Annotated in this window: 15 protein-coding genes, 4 tRNA genes, 3 rRNA genes and 1 riboswitch; of the genes, 7 read left to right on the top strand and 15 right to left on the bottom strand. The window is 55.4% G+C overall.

What is annotated here, in order from left to right:
- Nucleotides 1-34: 34 nt before the first annotated feature.
- The 9 genes from AM329_RS18935 to btuB form a co-directional block, all read right to left on the bottom strand.
- Nucleotides 35-110: transfer RNA gene (locus AM329_RS18935), tRNA-Trp, on the bottom strand.
- A 52-nt stretch (nucleotides 111-162) separates the two neighbouring features.
- A tRNA-Asp gene (locus tag AM329_RS18930) sits at nucleotides 163-239 on the bottom strand.
- Between the two features lie 55 nt (nucleotides 240-294).
- Nucleotides 295-410: ribosomal RNA gene (gene rrf, locus AM329_RS18925) — 5S ribosomal RNA — on the bottom strand.
- A 69-nt stretch (nucleotides 411-479) separates the two neighbouring features.
- Nucleotides 480-3,384: ribosomal RNA gene (locus AM329_RS18920) — 23S ribosomal RNA — on the bottom strand.
- Nucleotides 3,385-3,554: 170 nt separating this feature from the next.
- Nucleotides 3,555-3,630: transfer RNA gene (locus AM329_RS18915), tRNA-Ala, on the bottom strand.
- 105 nt (nucleotides 3,631-3,735) lie between these two features.
- Nucleotides 3,736-3,812, bottom strand: a tRNA-Ile gene (locus AM329_RS18910).
- A gap of 70 nt (nucleotides 3,813-3,882) precedes the next feature.
- A 16S ribosomal RNA gene (locus AM329_RS18905) occupies nucleotides 3,883-5,424 on the bottom strand.
- The 16S, 23S and 5S rRNA genes sit together here with 4 tRNA genes alongside, the layout of an rRNA operon.
- A gap of 386 nt (nucleotides 5,425-5,810) precedes the next feature.
- Nucleotides 5,811-6,662, bottom strand: coding sequence for a glutamate racemase (murI, locus tag AM329_RS18900; protein ID WP_032608099.1), 852 nt, complete (start codon nucleotides 6,660-6,662; stop codon nucleotides 5,811-5,813).
- Nucleotides 6,607-8,457 carry a TonB-dependent vitamin B12 receptor BtuB gene (gene btuB, locus AM329_RS18895; RefSeq protein ID WP_032608100.1) on the bottom strand — a complete coding sequence of 617 codons (1,851 nt, stop codon included), beginning with the start codon at nucleotides 8,455-8,457 and terminating at the stop codon, nucleotides 6,607-6,609. The genes murI and btuB overlap by 56 nt, the downstream gene beginning before the upstream one ends.
- Nucleotides 8,458-8,522: 65 nt before the next feature.
- A riboswitch (cobalamin riboswitch) is annotated at nucleotides 8,523-8,699 on the bottom strand.
- A 104-nt stretch (nucleotides 8,700-8,803) separates the two neighbouring features.
- On the opposite strand from btuB, the gene trmA reads away from it, so the two are divergent.
- Entirely contained in the window at nucleotides 8,804-9,904 is a 1,101-nt protein-coding gene (gene trmA, locus AM329_RS18890; protein WP_003862063.1) for a tRNA (uridine(54)-C5)-methyltransferase TrmA, read from the top strand.
- Nucleotides 9,905-9,994: 90 nt separating this feature from the next.
- Here the strand turns inward: trmA and AM329_RS18885 are convergent, their stop codons facing one another.
- Together AM329_RS18885 and fabR are read right to left on the bottom strand one after the other, a co-directional pair.
- A complete protein-coding gene (locus AM329_RS18885) occupies nucleotides 9,995-10,354 on the bottom strand; it encodes a YijD family membrane protein (protein ID WP_003862061.1) in 360 nt (119 codons plus the stop codon).
- A gap of 9 nt (nucleotides 10,355-10,363) precedes the next feature.
- A complete protein-coding gene (fabR, locus tag AM329_RS18880) occupies nucleotides 10,364-11,002 on the bottom strand; it encodes an HTH-type transcriptional repressor FabR (protein ID WP_003862059.1) in 639 nt (212 codons plus the stop codon).
- A 196-nt stretch (nucleotides 11,003-11,198) separates the two neighbouring features.
- Between fabR and sthA the strand changes: the two genes are divergently transcribed.
- Entirely contained in the window at nucleotides 11,199-12,599 is a 1,401-nt protein-coding gene (gene sthA, locus AM329_RS18875; RefSeq protein ID WP_003862057.1) for a Si-specific NAD(P)(+) transhydrogenase, read from the top strand.
- Here the strand turns inward: sthA and oxyR are convergent.
- From oxyR to argC, 4 genes are all read right to left on the bottom strand, one after another.
- On the bottom strand, nucleotides 12,582-13,499 hold the full coding sequence (gene oxyR / locus AM329_RS18870) for a DNA-binding transcriptional regulator OxyR (RefSeq protein ID WP_008501786.1): 918 nt from the start codon (nucleotides 13,497-13,499) through the stop codon (nucleotides 12,582-12,584). The two genes, sthA and oxyR, sit on opposite strands and share 18 nt — an antisense overlap.
- Nucleotides 13,500-13,804: 305 nt before the next feature.
- Nucleotides 13,805-15,178: an argininosuccinate lyase gene (gene argH / locus AM329_RS18865; RefSeq protein WP_003862053.1), complete on the bottom strand. Its 1,374-nt coding sequence runs from the start codon at nucleotides 15,176-15,178 to the stop codon at nucleotides 13,805-13,807.
- 105 nt (nucleotides 15,179-15,283) lie between these two features.
- Complete coding sequence (gene argB, locus AM329_RS18860; RefSeq protein ID WP_086623601.1) at nucleotides 15,284-16,060, bottom strand: acetylglutamate kinase; 777 nt, start codon at nucleotides 16,058-16,060, stop codon at nucleotides 15,284-15,286.
- 6 nt (nucleotides 16,061-16,066) lie between these two features.
- On the bottom strand, nucleotides 16,067-17,071 hold the full coding sequence (argC, locus tag AM329_RS18855; RefSeq protein ID WP_022652055.1) for an N-acetyl-gamma-glutamyl-phosphate reductase: 1,005 nt from the start codon (nucleotides 17,069-17,071) through the stop codon (nucleotides 16,067-16,069).
- An 88-nt stretch (nucleotides 17,072-17,159) separates the two neighbouring features.
- Between argC and argE the strand changes: the two genes are divergently transcribed.
- From argE to AM329_RS18830, 5 genes are all read left to right on the top strand, one after another.
- On the top strand, nucleotides 17,160-18,311 hold the full coding sequence (argE, locus tag AM329_RS18850; protein WP_032608103.1) for an acetylornithine deacetylase: 1,152 nt from the start codon (nucleotides 17,160-17,162) through the stop codon (nucleotides 18,309-18,311).
- Nucleotides 18,312-18,582: 271 nt separating this feature from the next.
- Nucleotides 18,583-21,234, top strand: coding sequence for a phosphoenolpyruvate carboxylase (gene ppc, locus AM329_RS18845; RefSeq protein ID WP_017383108.1), 2,652 nt, complete (start codon nucleotides 18,583-18,585; stop codon nucleotides 21,232-21,234).
- A gap of 57 nt (nucleotides 21,235-21,291) precedes the next feature.
- Nucleotides 21,292-22,056, top strand: coding sequence for an AraC family transcriptional regulator (locus tag AM329_RS18840; protein WP_023315032.1), 765 nt, complete (start codon nucleotides 21,292-21,294; stop codon nucleotides 22,054-22,056).
- A gap of 128 nt (nucleotides 22,057-22,184) precedes the next feature.
- Nucleotides 22,185-22,847 (top strand): fructose-6-phosphate aldolase, encoded by a 663-nt coding sequence (gene fsa / locus AM329_RS18835; protein ID WP_023315033.1) that lies wholly within the window; start codon nucleotides 22,185-22,187, stop codon nucleotides 22,845-22,847.
- Nucleotides 22,848-22,859: 12 nt separating this feature from the next.
- Nucleotides 22,860-23,963, top strand: a complete 1,104-nt coding sequence (locus AM329_RS18830; RefSeq protein ID WP_032608104.1) for a glycerol dehydrogenase — start codon at nucleotides 22,860-22,862, stop codon at nucleotides 23,961-23,963.
- Nucleotides 23,964-24,021 lie beyond the last annotated feature (58 nt).

Here is a 24,021-nt window from a genome sequence, read left to right as displayed (position 1 = left end):
AAAAAAATCCTTTGCCGAAGCAAAGGATTCTATATGGCAGGGGCGGAGAGACTCGAACTCGCGACACCCGGTTTTGGAGACCGGTGCTCTACCAACTGAGCTACGCCCCTAGAGTTTTTGCCATTAAGCCTGCCGAAAGGGCAGGCTTAATGTCTTAATAAGTGGCGGAACGGACGGGACTCGAACCCGCGACCCCCTGCGTGACAGGCAGGTATTCTAACCGACTGAACTACCGCTCCACCGAATACTTCTGTAACCACCGGATTAATGCACCGGCTTACTACTTAATTTGATGCCTGGCAGTTCCCTACTCTCACATGGGGAGACCCCACACTACCATCGGCGCTACGGTGTTTCACTTCTGAGTTCGGCATGGGGTCAGGTGGGACCACCGCGCTAAAGCCGCCAGGCAAATTCTGTTAATCTGTATCAGGCTGAAAATCGTGTCTGTCTCTTCGCCAAAACAGCTTCGGCGTTGTAAGGTTAAGCCTCACGGTTCATTAGTATCGGTTAGCTCAACGCATCGCTGCGCTTACACACCCGACCTATCAACGTCGTCGTCTTCAACGTTCCTTCAGGAGACTTAAAGTCTCAGGGAGAACTCATCTCGGGGCAAGTTTCGTGCTTAGATGCTTTCAGCACTTATCTCTTCCGCATTTAGCTACCGGGCAGTGCCATTGGCATGACAACCCGAACACCAGTGATGCGTCCACTCCGGTCCTCTCGTACTAGGAGCAGCCCCCCTCAATTCTCCAGCGCCCACGGCAGATAGGGACCGAACTGTCTCACGACGTTCTAAACCCAGCTCGCGTACCACTTTAAATGGCGAACAGCCATACCCTTGGGACCTACTTCAGCCCCAGGATGTGATGAGCCGACATCGAGGTGCCAAACACCGCCGTCGATATGAACTCTTGGGCGGTATCAGCCTGTTATCCCCGGAGTACCTTTTATCCGTTGAGCGATGGCCCTTCCATTCAGAACCACCGGATCACTATGACCTGCTTTCGCACCTGCTCGCGCCGTCACGCTCGCAGTCAAGCTGGCTTATGCCATTGCACTAACCTCCTGATGTCCGACCAGGATTAGCCAACCTTCGTGCTCCTCCGTTACTCTTTGGGAGGAGACCGCCCCAGTCAAACTACCCACCAGACACTGTCCGCAACCCGGATCACGGGTCTACGTTAGAACACCAGCCATTAAAGGGTGGTATTTCAAGGGCGGCTCCACGCAGACTGGCGTCCACGCTTCAAAGCCTCCCACCTATCCTACACATCAAGGACCAGTGTTCAGTGTCAAGCTATAGTAAAGGTTCACGGGGTCTTTCCGTCTTGCCGCGGGTACACTGCATCTTCACAGCGAGTTCAATTTCACTGAGTCTCGGGTGGAGACAGCCTGGCCATCATTACGCCATTCGTGCAGGTCGGAACTTACCCGACAAGGAATTTCGCTACCTTAGGACCGTTATAGTTACGGCCGCCGTTTACCGGGGCTTCGATCAAGAGCTTCGCGTTGCCGCTAACCCCATCAATTAACCTTCCGGCACCGGGCAGGCGTCACACCGTATACGTCCACTTTCGTGTTTGCACAGTGCTGTGTTTTTAATAAACAGTTGCAGCCAGCTGGTATCTTCGACTGATTTCAGCTCCGCCCGCAGGGGCTTCACCTACATATCAGCGTGCCTTCTCCCGAAGTTACGGCACCATTTTGCCTAGTTCCTTCACCCGAGTTCTCTCAAGCGCCTTGGTATTCTCTACCTGACCACCTGTGTCGGTTTGGGGTACGATTTCGTGTTACCTGATGCTTAGAGGCTTTTCCTGGAAGCAGGGCATTTATCACTTCAGCACCGTAGTGCCTCGTCATCACACCTCAGCGTTAATAAGGTACCGGATTTACCTGGAACCTCCGCCTACATGCTTAAACCGGGACAACCGTCGCCCGGCTGACATAGCCTTCTCCGTCCCCCCTTCGCAGTAACACCAAGTACAGGAATATTAACCTGTTTCCCATCGACTACGCCTTTCGGCCTCGCCTTAGGGGTCGACTCACCCTGCCCCGATTAACGTTGGACAGGAACCCTTGGTCTTCCGGCGAGCGGGCTTTTCACCCGCTTTATCGTTACTTATGTCAGCATTCGCACTTCTGATACCTCCAGCATGCCTCACAGCACACCTTCAACGGCTTACAGAACGCTCCCCTACCCAACAACGCATAAGCGTCGCTGCCGCAGCTTCGGTGCATGGTTTAGCCCCGTTACATCTTCCGCGCAGGCCGACTCGACCAGTGAGCTATTACGCTTTCTTTAAATGATGGCTGCTTCTAAGCCAACATCCTGGCTGTCTGTGCCTTCCCACATCGTTTCCCACTTAACCATGACTTTGGGACCTTAGCTGGCGGTCTGGGTTGTTTCCCTCTTCACGACGGACGTTAGCACCCGCCGTGTGTCTCCCGTGATAACATTCTTCGGTATTCGTAGTTTGCATCGGGTTGGTAAGCCGGGATGGCCCCCTAGCCGAAACAGTGCTCTACCCCCGAAGATGAGTTCACGAGGCGCTACCTAAATAGCTTTCGGGGAGAACCAGCTATCTCCCGGTTTGATTGGCCTTTCACCCCCAGCCACAGGTCATCCGCTAATTTTTCAACATTAGTCGGTTCGGTCCTCCAGTTAGTGTTACCCAACCTTCAACCTGCCCATGGCTAGATCACCGGGTTTCGGGTCTATACCCTGCAACTTAACGCCCAGTTAAGACTCGGTTTCCCTTCGGCTCCCCTATACGGTTAACCTTGCTACAGAATATAAGTCGCTGACCCATTATACAAAAGGTACGCAGTCACACCCGAAGGTGCTCCCACTGCTTGTACGTACACGGTTTCAGGTTCTTTTTCACTCCCCTCGCCGGGGTTCTTTTCGCCTTTCCCTCACGGTACTGGTTCACTATCGGTCAGTCAGGAGTATTTAGCCTTGGAGGATGGTCCCCCCATATTCAGACAGGATACCACGTGTCCCGCCCTACTCTTCGAGTTCACAGCATGTGCATTTTCGTGTACGGGACTATCACCCTGTACCGTCGGACTTTCCAGACCGTTCCACTAACACACAAGCTGATTCAGACTCCGGGCTGCTCCCCGTTCGCTCGCCGCTACTGGGGGAATCTCGGTTGATTTCTTTTCCTCGGGGTACTTAGATGTTTCAGTTCCCCCGGTTCGCCTCGTTAACCTATGTATTCAGTTAACGATAGTGTGTCGGAACACACTGGGTTTCCCCATTCGGACATCGCCGGGTCAAAGGTTCATATCACCTCGCCGGCGCTTTTCGCAGATTAGCACGTCCTTCATCGCCTCTGACTGCCAGGGCATCCACCGTGTACGCTTAGTCGCTTAACCTCACAACCCGAAGATGTTTCACTTCTGATTGCGAAAATTTGAGAGACTCGAACACACATGAGCTGTGTGTCGTTTCAATTTTCAGCTTGATCCAGATTTTTAAAGAGCAAAACTTCGCAGTGCACCTTTTCAGGTTCACTCTGAAGTTTTCTTGTGTTCGCAGTAAAAGATGGTGGAGCTATGCGGGATCGAACCGCAGACCTCCTGCGTGCAAGGCAGGCGCTCTCCCAGCTGAGCTATAGCCCCATCGTAGTCACCTCTGTACCGGTAATTTTTGTTGAGGCAAGGCGTGGTGACACGAAGCATACTCAGGTATGTGAGTGTCGCCGCAACGCAGCATCAGCAAAAATTTGGTAGGCCTGAGTGGACTTGAACCACCGACCTCACCCTTATCAGGGGTGCGCTCTAACCACCTGAGCTACAAGCCTGTAGAGGTTTTTTACTGCTGTTTTTCATCAGACAATCTGTGTGAGCACTACAAAGGCAGGTTCTTTAAGGTAAGGAGGTGATCCAACCGCAGGTTCCCCTACGGTTACCTTGTTACGACTTCACCCCAGTCATGAATCACAAAGTGGTAAGCGCCCTCCCGAAGGTTAAGCTACCTACTTCTTTTGCAACCCACTCCCATGGTGTGACGGGCGGTGTGTACAAGGCCCGGGAACGTATTCACCGTGGCATTCTGATCCACGATTACTAGCGATTCCGACTTCATGGAGTCGAGTTGCAGACTCCAATCCGGACTACGACGCACTTTATGAGGTCCGCTTGCTCTCGCGAGGTCGCTTCTCTTTGTATGCGCCATTGTAGCACGTGTGTAGCCCTACTCGTAAGGGCCATGATGACTTGACGTCATCCCCACCTTCCTCCAGTTTATCACTGGCAGTCTCCTTTGAGTTCCCGGCCTAACCGCTGGCAACAAAGGATAAGGGTTGCGCTCGTTGCGGGACTTAACCCAACATTTCACAACACGAGCTGACGACAGCCATGCAGCACCTGTCTCAGAGTTCCCGAAGGCACCAATCCATCTCTGGAAAGTTCTCTGGATGTCAAGAGTAGGTAAGGTTCTTCGCGTTGCATCGAATTAAACCACATGCTCCACCGCTTGTGCGGGCCCCCGTCAATTCATTTGAGTTTTAACCTTGCGGCCGTACTCCCCAGGCGGTCGACTTAACGCGTTAGCTCCGGAAGCCACGCCTCAAGGGCACAACCTCCAAGTCGACATCGTTTACGGCGTGGACTACCAGGGTATCTAATCCTGTTTGCTCCCCACGCTTTCGCACCTGAGCGTCAGTCTTTGTCCAGGGGGCCGCCTTCGCCACCGGTATTCCTCCAGATCTCTACGCATTTCACCGCTACACCTGGAATTCTACCCCCCTCTACAAGACTCTAGCCTGCCAGTTTCGAATGCAGTTCCCAGGTTGAGCCCGGGGATTTCACATCCGACTTGACAGACCGCCTGCGTGCGCTTTACGCCCAGTAATTCCGATTAACGCTTGCACCCTCCGTATTACCGCGGCTGCTGGCACGGAGTTAGCCGGTGCTTCTTCTGCGGGTAACGTCAATTGCTGAGGTTATTAACCTCAACACCTTCCTCCCCGCTGAAAGTACTTTACAACCCGAAGGCCTTCTTCATACACGCGGCATGGCTGCATCAGGCTTGCGCCCATTGTGCAATATTCCCCACTGCTGCCTCCCGTAGGAGTCTGGACCGTGTCTCAGTTCCAGTGTGGCTGGTCATCCTCTCAGACCAGCTAGGGATCGTCGCCTAGGTGAGCCGTTACCCCACCTACTAGCTAATCCCATCTGGGCACATCCGATGGCAAGAGGCCCGAAGGTCCCCCTCTTTGGTCTTGCGACGTTATGCGGTATTAGCTACCGTTTCCAGTAGTTATCCCCCTCCATCAGGCAGTTTCCCAGACATTACTCACCCGTCCGCCACTCGTCAGCAAAGCAGCAAGCTGCTTCCTGTTACCGTTCGACTTGCATGTGTTAGGCCTGCCGCCAGCGTTCAATCTGAGCCATGATCAAACTCTTCAATTTAAAAGTTTGATGCTCAATGAATTAAACTTCGTAATGAATTACGTGTTCACTCGTTGAGACTTGGTATTCATTTTTCGTCCGAGGACGTTAAGAATCCATGTCACTTTGAGTGCCCACACAGATTGTCTGATAAATTGTTAAAGAGCAGTTGCAACGGGGCTTTCAGCTCACCGTTGCGAGGTCCCGTATAATACGTTTTCCTCATTCAGAGTCAAGCAATTATTTTTACTTTTCTCTGTTGGCATTCATCTCTGAACCCCGCTGTCCCGGCGGCTTGTAAGCCGTTGTTCCGTGTCAGTGGAGGCGCATTATAGGGAGTTCTCAGACGTTGACAACCCCTCTTTGAAAAAAAACATTCAACCGTCTCTTTTTTGCTCAAAACCGTGCTACAGCGCCAGTTTTTCGAGCGTTTCGAAGCCGTAACGCTGTAAAACGGGTAAAAGTTGTTCAGTTTCTTTTGTTATCGCCATACAGAAAGCGATGTTCGCTTCCGCTGATTTCGCATCCGGCGCCTCGTGTTCCAGCAGCCAGGCCGTCCGACGCGCAATCGCCGCACCGGAATCCACCAGCCGGGTTCCTTCAGGCAGGACCTTTAATAGCTCTTCCTGTAACAGCGGGAAATGGGTACATCCAAGAACAACCGTATCCGGGGGTTCCTGCATCCGCAGCCATGGACGCAGAATGCGGCGCAGCTCTTCAAGCGAGACCGTCTCGCCGTGCAGCTTCGCTTCCGCCATTTCCACCAGCTCCGCGGAACCGAGCATGGCGATCTGGCATTCATTGGCAAAGCGCTCAATAAGCTCGCGCGTATAAGGACGTTTTACCGTACCACGCGTCGCCAGCAAACCCACGATGCCGTTCGCCGTCAGACGCGCCGCAGGTTTAATTGCCGGCACAACGCCCACAACCGGGAACGGGAATTTTTCGCGCAGGGCAGGAAGAGAGACCGTGCTTGCCGTATTACAGGCAATGACCGCCAGCGCCAGGGGGTAGCGCTTTTGTACCGCGGTGACGATTTCAACCACACGCTCAACAATAAAGTCTTCACTCTTTTCCCCATACGGGAACGCGACGTTATCGAAGGCGTAGATGTAATGGAGATCCGGCAGGAGCTGCCGAATCTCATCATAGACCGAAAGCCCACCGACGCCGGAATCAAACACCAGCACGGTGGGACGCGGATCAGAAGGTGTAGCTGCCAGACAAGGTGTATTCCCGTCCTGCAGTTTGGTAGCCATAAACTGTCTCGTAATCTTTATCGAACAGGTTGGCTATTTTACCACGAACTGTGAGATGAGAGGTGACGGGATATGAAACCGCGACGTCCCACAGGCTGACGCCGCCCATTTTCACGCGTTCTGTTGCATAGGTATTCGGATCAACGGCAACGTCATAGCGAGTGCCCAGATAACGGTACGCCAGATTCCAGTCGAGATCCCACACCTGCCAGTCAAGCTGATACTTAACCTGTTGCTTTGAGCGACGAGCCAGGACTTCGTTAGTTTTCGCATTACGCGGGTCGACGTAGTCGTAAGAAATCTGATGCCCTAACGGGCCAGTGTCGAACTGGGCCGTCGCCTCGATTCCTTTAATACGGGCTTCATCGACGTTGTAATAACGGTAAGTCCGCGGGTCGCTATTAATGAGGTTATCGATATCATTACGATAGCCCGTCACACGCCAGTTTACCGGCCCCGTCAGACCTTCAAAGCCGCCTTCCCACTGCTTACTCTCTTCTGGCTTCAGATCCGGATTACCGTAATCTTTACTGTGGATCTGGCTCATGGTCGGTGCTTTATACGCTGTACCGTAAGAACCGATGATGCGATACCCCTCGATGAACTCCCATGCGGCGCTGGTCTGCCAGGTGGCGTGATTGCCAAAATTAGAGTTATCGTCATTACGCGCCGCCGCTTCCAGCGTCACGCTGTTGAACTGCTGCATCGCCGAAAGGAACACGCCGGTATTACGTTGTTCGTAACCTTTTTCCAGATAGCCCGTACCCGCCTGGGTTTTCTGCTTCTGCCAGTCCAGACCCGCGCCGATATTGCCGTGCCCCACTTCAACCGTATTCAGCCACTGGGTGGTGTACTGCTTCACGTCATCCATGGTTGCGGAGTCAGCGTAGCGGCCTTTTTTCGGATCATAGTTCTGATCTTTGCTACGGCCATACCCTGCCACCAGCTGTGACTGGAAAATACCCTGGTTATAGCGCAACCCGGTGTCCCAGTTCTGGCTGTAAACCTGACGCGTGTCCGGCCGCCCATCAATGCCGGTCGCGCCATAGTGATCGTAACCGTCATACGCGGAGCGGTTATCGTAGCCAAAACCACGGACGAATCCGCTGACGCTGTCGGTAAACTGCTGCTCCACCGAGCCAAACAGCGATTTACTCATAAAACCATCGCGGTCTGGCTGGCGCGGGGCATCTTTTGCGGCAATATCAAAACCACGGGTATAGGTATAATCACCGGCCATGGTGATTTTGGTTTTATCGAACACCTGCTGGAAGGCACCGTTATAGTTTTGATACCCCTTTGAACCGACACCCGCAGAAATTTCCGCACCCGGCTTGTCGCGCCCGGTAATGATGTTAATCACACCGCCAATCGCGTCGGAGCCATACAGCGCCGAACGTGGGCCGCGAATGTACTCAATACGCTGAATCAGCGACGTCGGAATTTGGCTTAAATCGGGAACGTTGCTGATCCCGGCATTATTCAGAGGGATACCATCAATCAGTACCAGAACATGGCGGGATTCCGTACCGCGAATAAACGTTGAAGAGGTCGACCCCATCCCGCCGCTTTGTGCGATGTCCACACCCGGCAGGCGTGACATGATTTCCACAACACTCGTTGCCTGCCAGCGTTCAATATCCTCACGCGTCACGACGGAGGTCGGAGCCAGAACGGTTTTTGCTGGTTGTTCGAAACGGTTTGCTGTCACCACCAACGAGTCGGCGCTTTCCTGCGCCCAGCCCGAAAATGCCGTGACGGAAAACACCGTCAACAGCGATACTTTTTTAATCATTGTTAAAGCATCCACAATATAAGAAGGATGCCGCAGGCCTCACCGATAGCACGCGATGATGAAACCAAATGCGACGTGATCCCGGCAGGTCTTCGGGCTGGGTGGCGTTATACGGATGAAGACTTCCCATTTTCACAGTGTCTACAACTCTCATCCCGCCAGTCTTTACCGCTGCGCGTCAGCTCCAGATTTGCACTGGATTCCCTTTTCACTCTAAGGAGACCGGAAACAGAATGCTACAATTAGACACGTATAGATGTCCAGATAGCTATTAGCCATTAAATCTGGACATCCACTGCACAATCCCTACAATCCCCGCGTAATTCTTTATCACTCAGGACGCATCATGACCCCCGAACACCTCCCGACAGAACAGTACGACGCACAGCTGGCAGAAAAAGTTGTCCGCCTGCAAAGTATGATGACGCCTTTCAACGCGCCCGTTCCCGAGGTGTTTCGTTCTCCGGTCAGCCACTACCGTATGCGCGCTGAGTTCCGCATCTGGCACGATGGCGATGACCTGTACCACATCATTTTCGATCAGCAGACGAAATCCCGTATTCGCGTAGACAGTTTTCCGGCGGCGAGTGAGCTTATCAACCAGCTGATGACGCTGATGATCGACGGTGTGCGCAACAATCCGGTACTGCGCAACAAGCTGTTCCAGATTGACTACCTGACCACCCAAAGCAATCAGGCCATTGTTTCTCTGCTCTATCACAAAGCACTGACTGACGAGTGGCGCGAGCAGGCAGAAGCCCTGCGCGATGCGCTGCGCGCGCAGAATATCAACGTGCACCTGATTGGCCGCGCGACCAAAACCAAAATCATGCTGGACCAGGATTACATCGACGAGCGTCTGCCGGTGGCAGGAAAAGAGATGGTTTACCGTCAGGTGGAGAACAGCTTCACCCAGCCGAATGCCGCCATGAACGTGCAGATGCTGGAGTGGGCGTTGAAGGCGACGGAAGGGTCTAAGGGCGATCTGCTGGAACTCTACTGCGGTAACGGCAACTTCTCGCTGGCGCTGGCGCGTAACTTCGAACGCGTGCTGGCGACGGAAATCGCCAAACCGTCGGTGGCAGCCGCGCAGTACAACATCGCCGCTAACCATATTGATAACGTACAAATTATTCGTATGGCGGCAGAAGAGTTTACCCAGGCGATGAACGGCGTACGCGAGTTTAACCGCCTGCAAGGGATTGATTTGAAGAGCTACCAGTGTGAGACAATTTTTGTCGATCCGCCGCGCAGTGGCCTGGACAGCGAAACCGAGAAGATGGTGCAGGCGTACCCGCGTATTTTGTACATCTCCTGTAACCCGGAGACGCTGTGCAAGAATCTGGAAACATTGAGCCAGACGCACAAGGTTGAACGTCTGGCGCTGTTCGATCAGTTCCCGTATACGCACCATATGGAGTGCGGCGTACTGCTTACTGCACGATAATCTTTAGGCCGGATAAGCGTAGCGCCATCCGGCATTTTTTGGCAGGTGGCGCTTCGCTTACCTGCCCTACAACGACTACAAAACCCTTCTCTACTCCGGCAACTCGCTCTTGCGGCTACGCATGCGAGAGCCAATCCAGAACACCAGCGCCACAGACAGTACCGCAGGCAGGAAGTTAGAGCCAATATCCGGATACTCCGCGCGCACCACCGTGCTATAAAGCAATACACCCAGAATAAAACAGGCTGCGGCCAGTCCCGGTAACCCAACTGGCATCGTGCGGTTCAGATAACGTTGATGCAGGCAGTACACCGTCAGCACCAGCGCGATAATCGGGAAAATCGAGAACGGTACAATTGAGCTGAAAACCGCCGCAAACGTACCATTAATGGATAAGCCAGCGATCAATGCCAGCAACAGCGTTCCTTTATCCTGACCTGACTGTTTCATTACTCACCTTCACTCATCGTTTTGATGTGCCAACTTCTCTTGTTCACGGCGATACCAGTAGTACGCGCCTTTAGAAATCATCCGCAGCTGCAATACCAGTCGCTCTTCGAGTTGCTTACGTTGTTCAATGCTGACATCCAGCGCTTCAGCACCCGCGCTGAACACAATCGTCACCATCGCCTCAGCCTGTGCTTCAGTAAACGCACGCGGCATATGGTTTTCGAGTTCAAGATAGTCGGCAAGTTCCGCGATGAAATGCTGAATTTCACGCGCGACGGCGGCACGAAACGCGGCTGACGTTCCGGAACGCTCACGCAACAGCAGGCGAAACGCGTTAGGGTTATTGCCGATAAATTCCATAAATGTCGACACGGAAGTGCGGATCACGCTGCCGCCCTTGGCGATACGCTGACGCGCCTGACGCATAAGCTGGCGCAGCATCAAACCGCTCTCGTCGACCATGGTCAGGCCCAGTTCATCCACATCACGGAAATGACGATAGAAGGACGTTGGCGCAATCCCGGCCTCGCGCGCCACTTCACGCAGGCTCAAACTGGCAAAACTCCGCTCAGCACTCAGTTGACTGAATGCGGCTTCCACCAGCGAACGCCGGGTTTTCTCTTTTTGTTGTGCTCTTACGCCCATCACGATAGTTGAATCCTTCCAAAGGCCCGTTGGCACTATACCAGAGAATAAAATTAATCTGTTTACCTGACTTTGTGAATGATTGTTTACGCGCGGTTTGTGCTCCACTGCCCGAAAAAAGCACAACGATAATTGGGTTACCCTGGCAATGATGTTATGATTCTGTTGCTTTTATGTATAAGAACAGGTAAGCCTTGCCATGCCACATTCCTACGATTACGACGCAATAGTTATTGGTTCCGGCCCCGGCGGCGAAGGTGCTGCTATGGGTCTGGTAAAACAGGGAGCCAGAGTAGCGGTTATTGAGCGCTACCATAATGTCGGCGGCGGTTGCACTCACTGGGGCACCATCCCTTCGAAAGCCCTCCGCCACGCCGTTAGCCGCATTATCGAATTTAACCAGAACCCTCTTTACAGCGACCACTCCCGACTTCTTCGCTCCTCCTTTGCCGATATCCTGAATCACGCAGACACGGTCATTAACCAGCAGACGCGCATGCGTCAGGGTTTCTATGAGCGCAACCACTGTGAAATTCTGCAAGGGAACGCGCATTTTGTGGATGAACACACCCTGGCGCTGGAGTGCCACGACGGTTCGGTTGAGACGCTCACCGCTGAAAAATTTGTGATCGCCTGCGGCTCCCGTCCTTACCATCCGGCAGACGTGGATTTCTCGCACCCGCGCATTTACGACAGCGACTCCATCCTCAGCCTGCACCACGAGCCACGCCATGTGATCATTTATGGTGCGGGGGTGATTGGCTGTGAATATGCGTCGATCTTCCGCGGAATGGAGGTCAAAGTTGATTTGATCAACACCCGCGACCGGCTGTTGGCGTTCCTCGATCAGGAGATGTCAGATTCCCTCTCCTACCACTTCTGGAACAGTGGCGTGGTGATTCGCCACAACGAAGAGTACGAGAAGATTGAGGGCTGCGATGACGGTGTGATCATGCACCTGAAATCTGGTAAGAAGCTGAAGGCGGACTGCCTGCTGTATGCCAACGGCCGTACCGGCAACACGGATTCATTGCAGCTGGAGAATATCGGGCTTGAAACCGACAGCCGCGGTCAGCTCAAGGTCAACAGCATGTACCAGACTGCGCTGCCGCACGTTTACGCGGTGGGCGACGTGATTGGTTACCCAAGCCTGGCCTCCGCCGCTTACGATCAGGGCCGCATCGCCGCACAGGCGCTGGTGAAAGGTGAAGCGACGGCGCATCTGATTGAAGATATCCCGACGGGGATCTACACCATTCCGGAAATCAGTTCTGTCGGCAAAACCGAGCAGCAGCTTACGGCCATGAAGGTGCCTTACGAGGTGGGTCGTGCCCAGTTTAAACATCTGGCGCGGGCGCAAATCGTGGGAATGAGCGTGGGTACACTGAAGATCCTGTTCCATCGCGAGACGAAAGAGATCCTCGGTATTCACTGCTTCGGTGAACGCGCGGCGGAAATCATTCATATCGGCCAGGCGATCATGGAGCAAAAAGGTGGTGGCAACACCATTGAGTACTTCGTTAACACCACCTTTAACTACCCGACCATGGCGGAAGCTTATCGGGTCGCTGCGCTGAACGGCTTAAACCGCCTGTTTTAACGCGCTGTCAAAATGGCCATCCATCGCACCGCGGATGGCCTCTGCCAGCTGCTCATAGCGGCTGCGCAGCGGTGACCCCGGACGATAAACCAGACCAATGGTGCGACGCGGCTCCGGCTTAATACACGGCAGATAGACCACGCCATCACGTTTACGCTCGTGCGGCACCGCCAGCGCCGGCAACAGCGTAATACCGCTTCCCGCCGCCACCATATTACGCAGCGTTTCCAGGCTGGTTGCGCGGAAATGGGTATCTTCATCGGCACCCGCTTCGAAGCAGAAGCCCATCGCCTGATCGCGCAGACAGTGGCCGTCTTCCAGCATCAGCAGTTTTTCACCGGCCAGATCGGCCATCGGTACGCGATCGCGGTTCGCCCACGGGTGATCTTCATAGATCGCCAGCATCATCGGCTCATCGAACAGCGGTACTTCAATAAACGCTTCACTCTCTTTAACGAGCGCCAGAATCGCACAGTCGAGCTTACCGCTGTCTAACTGCGCCAGCAGCTGATGGGTTTGCGCTTCATGCAGGTACATTTCGAGTTTCGGGAACGTCTGGTGCAGCATCGGAATGATGTGCGGCAACAGGTACGGGCCAACGGTTGGGATCAGGCCAATATGCAGCGGGCCGGACATCGCTTCCCCCTGCTGGCTTGCCATTTCCTTGAGCACTTTGACCTCGCGCAGTACGGTGCGCGCCTGATCCACCAGCAGCAGACCTGCCTGCGTGAACAGTACTTTACGACTGGTGCGCTCCAGCAGCATCACGCCCAGCTCATCTTCCAGCTTGCGGATCTGACCGCTCAGCGTTGGCTGGCTGACATGGCAGGAGTCTGCCGCGCGGCGAAAATGGCGATGCTCAGCTAACGCTACCAGGTATTCAAGATCACGAATATTCATTATTCATCCTCCGTCGCCACGATAGTTCATGGCGATAGATAGCATAGCAACGAACGATTATCCCTATCAAGCATTCTGTTGAATAATACATCACATAGACGAGGCGGTACGTGTTTGACCCTTGACGTCCCCGCACCGTCAGCGAGTTTCTCTCAAAACTCGAAAAACTAAAGCCAACGTGAACTTTTGCGGACCCCGTGGTCCGCTTTTTTTTGCGTAAAAAAAAGCCCAGCACTAAGCCAGGCTCCGTTTTTCTCCCTCTCCCAGTGGGAGAGGGACGGGGTGAGGGCACCAGCCCGCACGGTTTAAACCAACCGGTTTTTCGCATCCGCAATCGCCTGCGCTACCTGCTTCGGTGACACGCCGCCTTTCGCTGCACGCTTATCCAGGCAGGATTGCAGGGCCAGAATCGGGTAGACATCATCCCCGATAACCGCGCTGAATTTTTGCAGGTCGGCAAGCGCCAGCTCTTCAAGGGCTTTACCCTGACGAATCGCTTCCACTACCGCTTCACCCACAATATGGTGCGCCTCGCGGAACGGTACGCCTTTCGCCACCAGGTAGTCCGCCAGTTCGGTAGAGTTAGCATACCCCTGCTGCGCCGCTTCCTGGCAGCGCGGACGTTTCACCTGAATGCCGTCCAGCACCAGCGCGCCCATATGCAGACAGTCCAGCCAGGTGTCGAGCGCGTCGAACAGCCCCTCTTTGTCTTCCTGCATGTCTTTGTTGTACGCCAGCGGCAGCCCTTTCAGGGTCATCATCATACCGGTCAGCGCACCCTGCACGCGGCCACATTTCCCGCGGATCAGCTCCAGCGCGTCCGGGTTTTTCTTCTGCGGCATCAGGGAGGAGCCGGACGTCACACGGTCGGACAGCTCCACAAACCCGGCTTCGCCAGAGTTAAAGAAGATCAGGTCTTCGGCAAAGCGCGACAGGTGCACCATCCCGATAGACGCATTTGAGAGCAGTTCCAGCACGTGGTCACGGTCAGAGACGCTGTCCAGACTATTGCGGGTGGCGGAGGCAAAGCCCAGCCAGCCTGCCAGCTGCTCACGGTCAATTTCATAAGCCGTGCCGGCAAGCGCGCCGCTGCCCAGCGGGCTCACGTCCAGACGCTTTAAGGTATCCTGTAAACGGCTCTCATCACGCGCCAGCATCTCAACATAGGCCAGACACCAGTGCGCGAACGTCACCGGCTGCGCGCGTTGCAGGTGGGTATAACCCGGCATCACCGCGTCCTGATTGTTCTGCGCGGTGTCCACCAGCGCGCCCTGCAACTGACGATTCGCCGCCAGCAGTTCGCCGACGGTCTCTTTGCACCACAGCTTCAGGTCGGTCGCCACCTGGTCATTACGGCTACGCCCGGTATGGAGCTTTTTACCCAACTGGCCGACTTTGTCGATCAGTTTGCCTTCCACCCAGCTGTGAATATCTTCAGCATCGCTCTGGAGGATTTGCTGCGGATCCAGACGCACCTCTTCCAGCAGATTGTTCAGCGCCTCTTCCAGCTGCTGCTGTTCGTCTGCGGTCAGCACGCCAACGGTCACCAGCGCTTTGGACCAGGCCACAGAGCCGACAATATCCTGTTCGGCCAGGCGGTAGTCGAAGCGCAAAGAGTCGTTGAACTGTTTGAACCGCTGATCCGCTGCCTGTGTAAAACGCCCACCCCAAAGTGCCATAACGAATTTCCTTAATGATGATATTTTTGCCCGGTGGCGCTGCGCTTACCGGGCCTACAAAATTCACGTAGGCCGGATAAGCAAAGCGCCATCCGGCACAGAAACTTAAGCCAGAATACGCGTACCAATCGGCGTACCGTTAAACAGCGCCGGGAGTTGCTCCGCGTGCCGCCAGGAGGCGATATCCACCGGGCGACCCAACGTGCGGGCCGCATCCAGCGCCGCATTCACTTTAACAATCATGCCGTCGGTGATAATGCCTTGATCGATCAGCTGCTCGGCTTTTGCGGCGGTCATTTCCGCAATACGCTGGCCTTTGCCGTCCAGTATGCCGCTCACGTCGGAGAGCAGGATCAGGTCTGCGCCCAGCGTGGCCGCCAGCGCGGTTGCCGCCTGGTCAGCGTTAACGTTCATCAGCTCGCCCTCTTCGGTCACGCCGATAGAGCTCACCACCGGCAGGAAACCGCCTTCCAGCAGGGTGTTAATCAGCTTAGGCGAACCCGGCTGCGCCAGTCCAACATGGCCAAGCTCTTCGTCGAGCTGGGTCACTTTCACGCTATCGCCATCGCCCAGATAGAGGCCAACGGAGGCGATATGGTGCTTCTTCGCCCAGGCCAGCAGCGTTTTGTTCGCCGTGCCCGCCAGCGCGCCGGTAATGATGTCAATCTGGTCGGCAGGCGTCACGCGCAGGCCATTTTTCTTTTTCACCGGCAGGTTGAGCCCTTTCATCAGCTCATCCACCACACAGCCGCCGCCGTGCACAATCACCAGCGGACGTTGGTGTGATTCACGATAGTTCACCAGTGCGTTAAACAGGCGCTCCAGCGCTTCTTCGCTGTCCAGCAGTACACCACCGAGTTTGATAATTAATGGATTCATCATCACACCTTAAATAAGAGCCTGCGTTTCAGGAAAGCCGAAACGAATATTTGCACACTGCATTGCCTGTGCGGCAGCGCCTTTCAGTAGGTTATCTTCTGCGGCCACCACGATGAGATGCTCACCCTGCACGGCAAAGCCAATATCGCAGAACGGCAGGCCGACCACATTTTTCAGCGCCGGCACGCCTTTGTCGTACAGGCGCACCAGCGGTTTATCCGCATACGCCTGCGTGAAGACCTCGTTCACCTGTTCTTTGGTCACACCCGGCTTCAGGCGGCAGGTAATGGTTTCGAGGATCCCGCGCGGGAAGCTGCCCAGATGCGGGGTGAAAATGACGTCCGCGCCCAGATGCGTCGTGATTTCAGGATGATGACGGTGGTTAAACACGCCATACGGCTGAAGGCTCACTTCGCAGAAGCTGTTGGAGATTGCCGCTTTGCGCCCGGCGCCGCTCACGCCACTGGTGGCGTTGATCACCGGCCACTGGTTCAGATCCAGCAACCCGGCGTCGATCAGCGGCTTCAGGGAAAGCTGCGCCGCCGTCGGGTAGCATCCCGGAACGGCAATCAGGTTCGCTTCTTTCAGTTTATCTGCGCTCCACTCCGCCAGGCCGTACACCGCTTTTTCAAGCAGATCCGGATGCTGGTGGGTGAAACCGTAATATTTTTCGTAGAACGCGCCGTCGTTAACGCGGAACGCGCCGGAGAGATCGAACACCACGCATCCGGCTGCCAGGAACTGCGGCGCCAGGTCGTGACTGACCTCGTGTGCGGTGGCTAAAAACACCACGTCAACGCCGTCGGTAAACTCGCTGATGTCAGACATGGGCTGCAAAGGCAAATCAACCACGCCCTTAAGTTGTGGATGCAAATCGGAAATTAACTTTCCGGCATCATTGCTTTGCGCTGACACGGTCAAAGCGGTTATGGTCATATGAGGGTGGCGATTTACGTAGCTTACAAGCTCTGCGCCCGCATAACCGCTAGCGCCTACAATCAGCGTATTCAACATCGGGTTCCTTTATGCTCAACGTTAATGTATTTTTATTCACATTTATTGCATGAATATTGATACTATCACGACCTAAGGTGTGTCAACAATGAAAATGAACTTACCGCCATTTATCGAGATTTACCGCGCCCTGATCGCCACACCCTCCATCAGCGCGACGGAAGAAGCCCTGGATCAGAGCAATGAGTCTTTAATCAATCTGCTGGCGGGTTGGTTTAGCGATCTTGGGTTTAACGTTGAGGTTCAGCCCGTCCCCGGAACACGCCACAAATTTAACCTGCTCGCCAGTACCGGACATGGCGCGGGCGGCCTGCTGCTGGCTGGGCACACTGACACCGTGCCGTTTGATGATGGCCGCTGGACGCGCGATCCGTTCACGCTGACCGAGCATGACAACAAGCTTTATGGTCTGGGCACCGCCGACATGAAAGGCTTCTTCGCCTTTATCCTCGACGCGCTGCGTGACGTGGACGTGACGAAGCTGAAAAAACCGCTCTACATTCTGGCGACCGCCGATGAAGAGACCAGCATGGCGGGCGCACGTTATTTCTCTGAAAACACATCGATTCGTCCTGACTGCGCGATCATCGGCGAACCGACCTCTCTGCAACCGATTCGGGCGCACAAAGGCCATATTTCTACCGCGGTGCGCGTACTGGGCCGGTCTGGCCACTCCAGCGATCCGGCGCGCGGCGTGAACGCCATTGAGCTGATGCATGACGCGATTGGCCGCATCATGACCCTGCGCGACGATCTGAAAGAGCGCTATCACTACGAGGCGTTCACCGTGCCTTACCCAACGCTTAACCTCGGCAGCCTGCACGGCGGTGATGCGTCCAACCGTATCTGCGCCTGCTGCGAACTGCATATGGATATCCGTCCTCTGCCGGGCATGACGCTGAGCGATCTGGATGGCTTACTGAACGAAGCGCTGGCACCGGTCAGCGAGCGCTGGCCGGGCCGTCTGACGGTCTCCGAACTGCATCCGCCGATTCCAGGCTACGAATGCCCGCCTGACCATCAGCTGGTTCAGGTAGTGGAAAAACTGCTCGGCGAGAAAACCGACGTGGTGAACTACTGCACCGAAGCGCCGTTTATTCAGACGCTGTGCCCGACGCTGGTTCTGGGCCCTGGCTCCATCAACCAGGCACACCAGCCGGACGAATATCTCGAAACCCGCTTCATCAAGCCCACCCGCGAACTCATTACCCAGGTTGTGCATCACTTCTGCTGGCATTAAAACCGCACCGAAAAGTCCCCTCTCCCTGTGGGAGAGGGTTAGGGTGAGGGCAACAAATCGCATGATCACCGTCACATTTCCATAAGCATCTCTTATCTGACGCAATGCGAATTAAATTTCGTAAATTGTCCGCATTTATTCGTCTGCTGAACCGTTTTCGCAGCAATTGACGACGGGGGTTTTACGTGGCTTTATAAAGGGAGATGACAAAATAATGTCCAGAAGATTTTCGCCTGGGCATAAACAAAAATGATGGGGTGACTGGGTTTTTATGAACGAACAATATTCCGCGTTGCGTAGTAATGTCAGTATGCTCGGCAAAGTGCTTGGAGATACCATCAAAGACGCACTGGGGGAGAACATCCTCGACCGCGTTGAAACCATCCGCAAGCTGTCCAAATCTTCCCGCGCCGGTAATGAGGCCAACCGTCAGGAGCTGCTTACCACCTTGCAGAACCTCTCCAACGATGAGCTGCTGCCCGTTGCCCGCGCCTTCAGCCAGTTCCTGAACCTGGCAAACACCGCTGAGCAATACCACAGCATTTCGCCAAAAGGCGAAGCGGCCAGCAACCCGGAAGTCATTGCCCGCACCCTTCGTAAACTCAAAGACCAGCCCGACCTCAACGAAGCGACCATCAAAAAAGCGGTGGAATCCCTTTCGCTGGAGCTGGTGCTGACCGCACACCCAACCGAAATCACCCGTCGTACGCTGATCCACAAAATGGTGGAAGTGAACAACTGTCTGAAGCAGTTGGATAACAAAGACATCGCCGACTACGAACGTAACCAGCTTATGCGCCGCCTGCGCCAGCTGATTGCCCAGTCCTGGCACACCGATGAAATTCGTAAGCATCGCCCAAGCCCGGTCGACGAAGCCAAGTGGGGCTTTGCGGTGGTGGAAAACAGCCTGTGGGAAGGGGTACCCAACTACCTGCGCGAGCTGAACGAACAGCTGGAAGAAAATCTGGGCTATCGCCTGCCGGTCGACTTTGTGCCGGTTCGCTTCACCTCCTGGATGGGCGGCGACCGCGACGGCAACCCGAACGTGACGGCGGAAATCACCCGTCACGTCCTGCTGCTGAGCCGCTGGAAAGCAACCGACCTGTTCCTGAAAGATATTCAGGTGCTGATCTCCGAGCTGTCGATGGTGGAAGCGACGCCGGAACTGCGCGCGCTGGCCGGTGAAGAAGGCGCCAGCGAGCCGTACCGCTTCCTGATGAAAAAGCTGCGCGGTCAGCTGATGGCCACTCAGGCCTGGCTGGAAGCGCGCCTGAAAGGCCAGCGCCTGCCGAAGCCGGAAGGTCTGCTGAGCCAGAACGAACAGCTCTGGGAGCCTCTATACGCCTGCTATAAATCGCTCCAGGCTTGTGGGATGGGCATCATTGCCAACGGCGAACTGCTCGACACCCTGCGCCGCGTGAAGTGTTTCGGCGTGCCGCTGGTGCGTATCGACGTTCGTCAGGAAAGTACCCGTCATACCGAAGCGCTGGGCGAGCTGACCCGCTACCTCGGCATTGGCGACTACGAAAGCTGGTCAGAAGCCGACAAACAGGCGTTCCTGATCCGCGAGCTGAACTCCAAGCGCCCGCTGCTGCCGCGCAACTGGGAGCCAAGCAATGACACCCGCGAAGTGCTCAACACCTGTAAAGCGATTGTAGATGCGCCGAAAGGATCTGTGGCCGCCTACGTGATCTCCATGGCGAAGACCCCGTCCGACGTGCTGGGCGTTCACCTTCTGCTGAAAGAAGCGGGCATTGACTATGCTCTGCCGGTAGCACCGCTATTTGAGACTCTCGACGACCTGAACAACGCTAACGACGTGATGACCCAGCTGCTGAACATCGACTGGTATCGCGGCTTTATTCAGGGCAAACAGATGGTGATGATCGGCTATTCCGACTCCGCGAAAGATGCGGGGGTGATGGCAGCCTCCTGGGCGCAGTATCAGGCACAGGATGCACTGATCAAAACCTGTGAGAAAGCCGGTATCGAGCTGACCCTGTTCCACGGACGCGGTGGCTCAATTGGTCGTGGCGGTGCGCCTGCACACGCGGCGCTGCTCTCTCAACCACCAGGAAGCCTGAAAGGCGGCCTGCGCGTGACCGAGCAGGGCGAGATGATCCGCTTCAAGTACGGCCTGCCGGAAGTGACCATCAGCAGCCTGTCGCTTTATACCAGCGCGATCCTCGAAGCCAACCTGCTGCCGCCGCCGGAGCCAAAAGAATCCTGGTGCCGGATTATGGACGAACTGTCTGACATCTCCTGCGATCTGTACCGCGGCTACGTGCGTGAAAACAAAGACTTTGTCCCTTACTTCCGCTCGGCCACGCCTGAACAGGAGCTGGGTAAACTGCCGCTGGGTTCGCGCCCGGCCAAGCGTCGTCCGACCGGCGGTGTTGAATCCCTGCGCGCCATTCCATGGATCTTCGCCTGGACGCAAAACCGCTTAATGCTGCCAGCCTGGCTGGGTGCCGGTGCGGCGCTGCAAAAAGTGGTGGAAGACGGTAAGCAGAGCGAACTGGAAACCATGTGCCGCGACTGGCCATTCTTCTCTACCCGTCTGGGAATGCTGGAGATGGTCTTCTCGAAGGCCGACCTGTGGCTGGCGGAATACTACGATCAGCGCCTGGTGAAGCCGGAGCTGTGGGCGCTGGGCAAAGAGCTGCGCGAACTGCTGGAAGGCGACATCAAAGTGGTGCTGGATATCGCCAATGACTCCCACCTGATGGAAGACCTGCCGTGGATCGCCGAGTCTATCCAGCTGCGTAACATCTACACCGACCCGCTGAACGTTTTACAGGCAGAGCTGCTGCACCGTTCGCGTCTGGCGGAAGAGGAAGGTAAAGAGCCGGATCCACGCGTTGAACAGGCGCTGATGGTGACGATTGCGGGCGTTGCGGCGGGCATGCGTAACACTGGGTAATGCTTTATGCCGGGCAGGCGTTTTTAGCGCCGCCCGGCACGTTTCGGTAGTCTTCTCATGTATTCCGATATCACCCGAATTTTGACTGACCTGGTGAACCGAACGTTACCGCTGGGCCAGATTCATTTCTCAGCGCTGGCTGAACAGCATCCCCGAACATCTCCCTGCCTCGTCATTACCCTTGCTCCCCCCTGTGAGGCGATATTTTCATCCTTTGGACACATCACGCTTCCACCGCCTAACGCCCTGAGCATACATTTCGGTAAGCAGCAGCTGACTCTCGATTTACAGCGTGACAACGCGCTTTTGCAGCAGCTGCAGGTTCCCCGGCGTGGCCCGAGAACGGGTGCTTTTCTTCTGCAAGCGCTCACCGAATTACAGATGCAGCCAGACGAGCAAGACACAGCCATGCTGGTGGTATTAAGCTTGCTCAGCCACTGCCGGGATCTGCTTGGGAGTGACATCCACACCGCTAACCGCAGCCGGGCGCTATTCGAAGCCGTTCGTAGCTATATCGAAGAAAATTACGCCTCTTCGTTAACGCGCGAATCCGTGGCACAGGCGTTCTACATCTCGCCGAACTATCTTTCCCATCTCTTTCAGAAGATCGGCCACGTGGGGTTCAACGAGTATCTGACACAAACGCGGCTGGAACATGCACGCCAGTTGCTGAAAGGCTACGATCTCAAAATTAAAGATATTGCCGCACGCTGCGGATTTCCTGACAGCAACTACTTTTGTCGCCTCTTTCGCAAGCACACCGAGCGTTCCCCTTCCGAATATCGTCGCCAGTATCACAGCCAGCTTATCGCCAAAAAATAGCATTGTGATCGCTATCGCACTTCGCTAAGGACATTACATTTGTCCAGTATTTGGCAAAATTGACCTGTATCCGCCGCACTCAGCCGGGCCTTACCCTTTATTCAACCTTTCTGACTTAAGGAAAAATAATGGAACTGTATCTGGATACCGCGAACGTGGCGGAAGTGGAACGCCTTGCACGCATCTTCCCCATCGCGGGCGTCACCACCAACCCAAGCATCATTGCCGCCAGCCGTGAATCCATCTGGGACGTGCTGCCGCGCCTGCAAAAAGCCATTGGGCCGGAAGGCATGCTGTTTGCTCAAACCATGAGCCGCGATGCCGAAGAAATGGTGGCGGAAGCAAAACGGCTGAACAATGCCCTGCCGGACATCGTGGTAAAAATTCCCGTCACTGCACAGGGGCTCATCGCGATTAAGGCGCTGAAGAAAGAGGGAATTACCACGCTGGGCACCGCCGTTTACAGCGCCGCTCAGGGTTTACTGGCCGCGCTGGCAGGCGCGAAATACGTTGCGCCGTACGTCAACCGCGTCGACGCACAGGGCGGCGACGGTATTGGCATGGTACAGGAGCTGCAGTCCCTGCTGGAACTGCATGCGCCGGAAAGCATGGTGCTGGCTGCCAGCTTTAAAACGCCGCGCCAGGCGCTGGATTGCCTGTTGGCAGGATGTGAGGCAATCACGCTTCCCTTAGACGTAGCGCAACAAATGCTCGACACACCAGCGGTAGAGTCAGCCATAGAGAAGTTCGAGCAGGACTGGAAAAACGCGTTTGGTAACCTCAACCTCTAAGGGAGAACTGTTATGGACCGTATTATTCAATCGCCGGGGAAATACATCCAGGGTGCAGATGTTCTTACTCGCCTCGGCGACTACCTGAAGCCGCTGGCGAATCGCTGGCTGGTGGTGGGCGATAAATTTGTGCTGGGTTTTGCTGAAGAAACCCTGCGTCAGAGTTTTAAAAAAGCCGGACTCCATGCCGAAATTGCACCGTTTGGTGGCGAATGTTCGCAAAATGAAATCGATCGGCTGAAAAAACTGGCCGACAGCGCCGACTGCCTGGCGGTGCTGGGTATCGGTGGCGGAAAAACGCTGGATACCGCCAAAGCGCTGGCCCACTTTATGGACGTGCCGGTGGCCATTGCCCCGACCATTGCCTCCACCGATGCGCCGTGCAGCGCCCTCTCCGTGATTTATACCGACAGCGGTGAGTTCGATCGCTACCTGATGCTGCCGCACAACCCGAACATGGTGATTGTCGATACCAAAGTGGTGGCAGGCGCACCTGCGCGCCTGCTGGCCGCCGGGATTGGCGATGCACTGGCAACCTGGTTTGAAGCGCGCGCCTGTTCGCGCAGCGGCGCCACGACCATGGCGGGTGGCAAGTGCACGCAGGCAGCGTTAGCGCTGGCAGAGCTGTGCTACAACACGCTGGTTGAAGAGGGCGAGAAAGCGATGCTGGCGGCAGAGCAGCATGTCGTCACACCGGCGCTGGAACGCATTATCGAAGCCAACACCTATCTCAGCGGGGTGGGCTTTGAAAGCGGCGGGCTGGCGGCGGCGCATGCCATTCACAACGGCATGACGGCGGTGCCGGATGCGCATCATTTTTACCATGGTGAAAAGGTCGCGTTCGGCACGCTGACACAGCTGGTACTGGAGAACGCGCCGGTTGAAGAAATTGAGACCGTCGCCGCGCTTTGCCACAGCGTTGGGCTGCCGATCACCCTGGCGCAGCTGAACATCAATGAGGATATTCCGGCCAAAATGCGGCTGATCGCGGAAGCGTCCTGCGCCGAAGGTGAAACCATTCACAACATGCCTGGCGGCGTCACGCCGGATCAGGTCTATGCGGCGCTGCTGGTGGCCGACCAGTATGGACAGCGATTCTTGCAGGAGTGGGAGTAACGAAAAAAGCCGGGTGGCGCTGCGCTTACCCGGCCTACATGGCACTTTAATTTGTAGG

Source organism: Enterobacter cloacae complex sp. AR_0002, assembly GCF_001922365.1.
GTDB classification, from domain to species: domain Bacteria; phylum Pseudomonadota; class Gammaproteobacteria; order Enterobacterales; family Enterobacteriaceae; genus Enterobacter; species Enterobacter hormaechei_C.
This window is presented reverse-complemented; position numbering and strand designations above follow the sequence as displayed.

What these genes read in the sequence shown, in the direction of transcription:
- murI (WP_032608099.1), bottom strand. Translation starts at nt 6,662, where the DNA reads ATGGCTACCAAACTGCAGGACGGGAATACACCTTGTCTGGCAGCTACA.
- AM329_RS18885 (WP_003862061.1), bottom strand. Translation starts at nt 10,354, where the DNA reads ATGAAACAGTCAGGTCAGGATAAAGGAACGCTGTTGCTGGCATTGATC.
- argC (WP_022652055.1), bottom strand. Translation starts at nt 17,071, where the DNA reads ATGTTGAATACGCTGATTGTAGGCGCTAGCGGTTATGCGGGCGCAGAG.
- argE (WP_032608103.1), top strand. Translation starts at nt 17,160, where the DNA reads ATGAAAATGAACTTACCGCCATTTATCGAGATTTACCGCGCCCTGATC.
- fsa (WP_023315033.1), top strand. Translation starts at nt 22,185, where the DNA reads ATGGAACTGTATCTGGATACCGCGAACGTGGCGGAAGTGGAACGCCTT.
- trmA (WP_003862063.1), top strand. Translation starts at nt 8,804, where the DNA reads ATGACCCCCGAACACCTCCCGACAGAACAGTACGACGCACAGCTGGCA.
- ppc (WP_017383108.1), top strand. Translation starts at nt 18,583, where the DNA reads ATGAACGAACAATATTCCGCGTTGCGTAGTAATGTCAGTATGCTCGGC.
- AM329_RS18840 (WP_023315032.1), top strand. Translation starts at nt 21,292, where the DNA reads ATGTATTCCGATATCACCCGAATTTTGACTGACCTGGTGAACCGAACG.
- argB (WP_086623601.1), bottom strand. Translation starts at nt 16,060, where the DNA reads ATGATGAATCCATTAATTATCAAACTCGGTGGTGTACTGCTGGACAGC.
- oxyR (WP_008501786.1), bottom strand. Translation starts at nt 13,499, where the DNA reads ATGAATATTCGTGATCTTGAATACCTGGTAGCGTTAGCTGAGCATCGC.
- btuB (WP_032608100.1), bottom strand. Translation starts at nt 8,457, where the DNA reads ATGATTAAAAAAGTATCGCTGTTGACGGTGTTTTCCGTCACGGCATTT.
- sthA (WP_003862057.1), top strand. Translation starts at nt 11,199, where the DNA reads ATGCCACATTCCTACGATTACGACGCAATAGTTATTGGTTCCGGCCCC.
- AM329_RS18830 (WP_032608104.1), top strand. Translation starts at nt 22,860, where the DNA reads ATGGACCGTATTATTCAATCGCCGGGGAAATACATCCAGGGTGCAGAT.
- argH (WP_003862053.1), bottom strand. Translation starts at nt 15,178, where the DNA reads ATGGCACTTTGGGGTGGGCGTTTTACACAGGCAGCGGATCAGCGGTTC.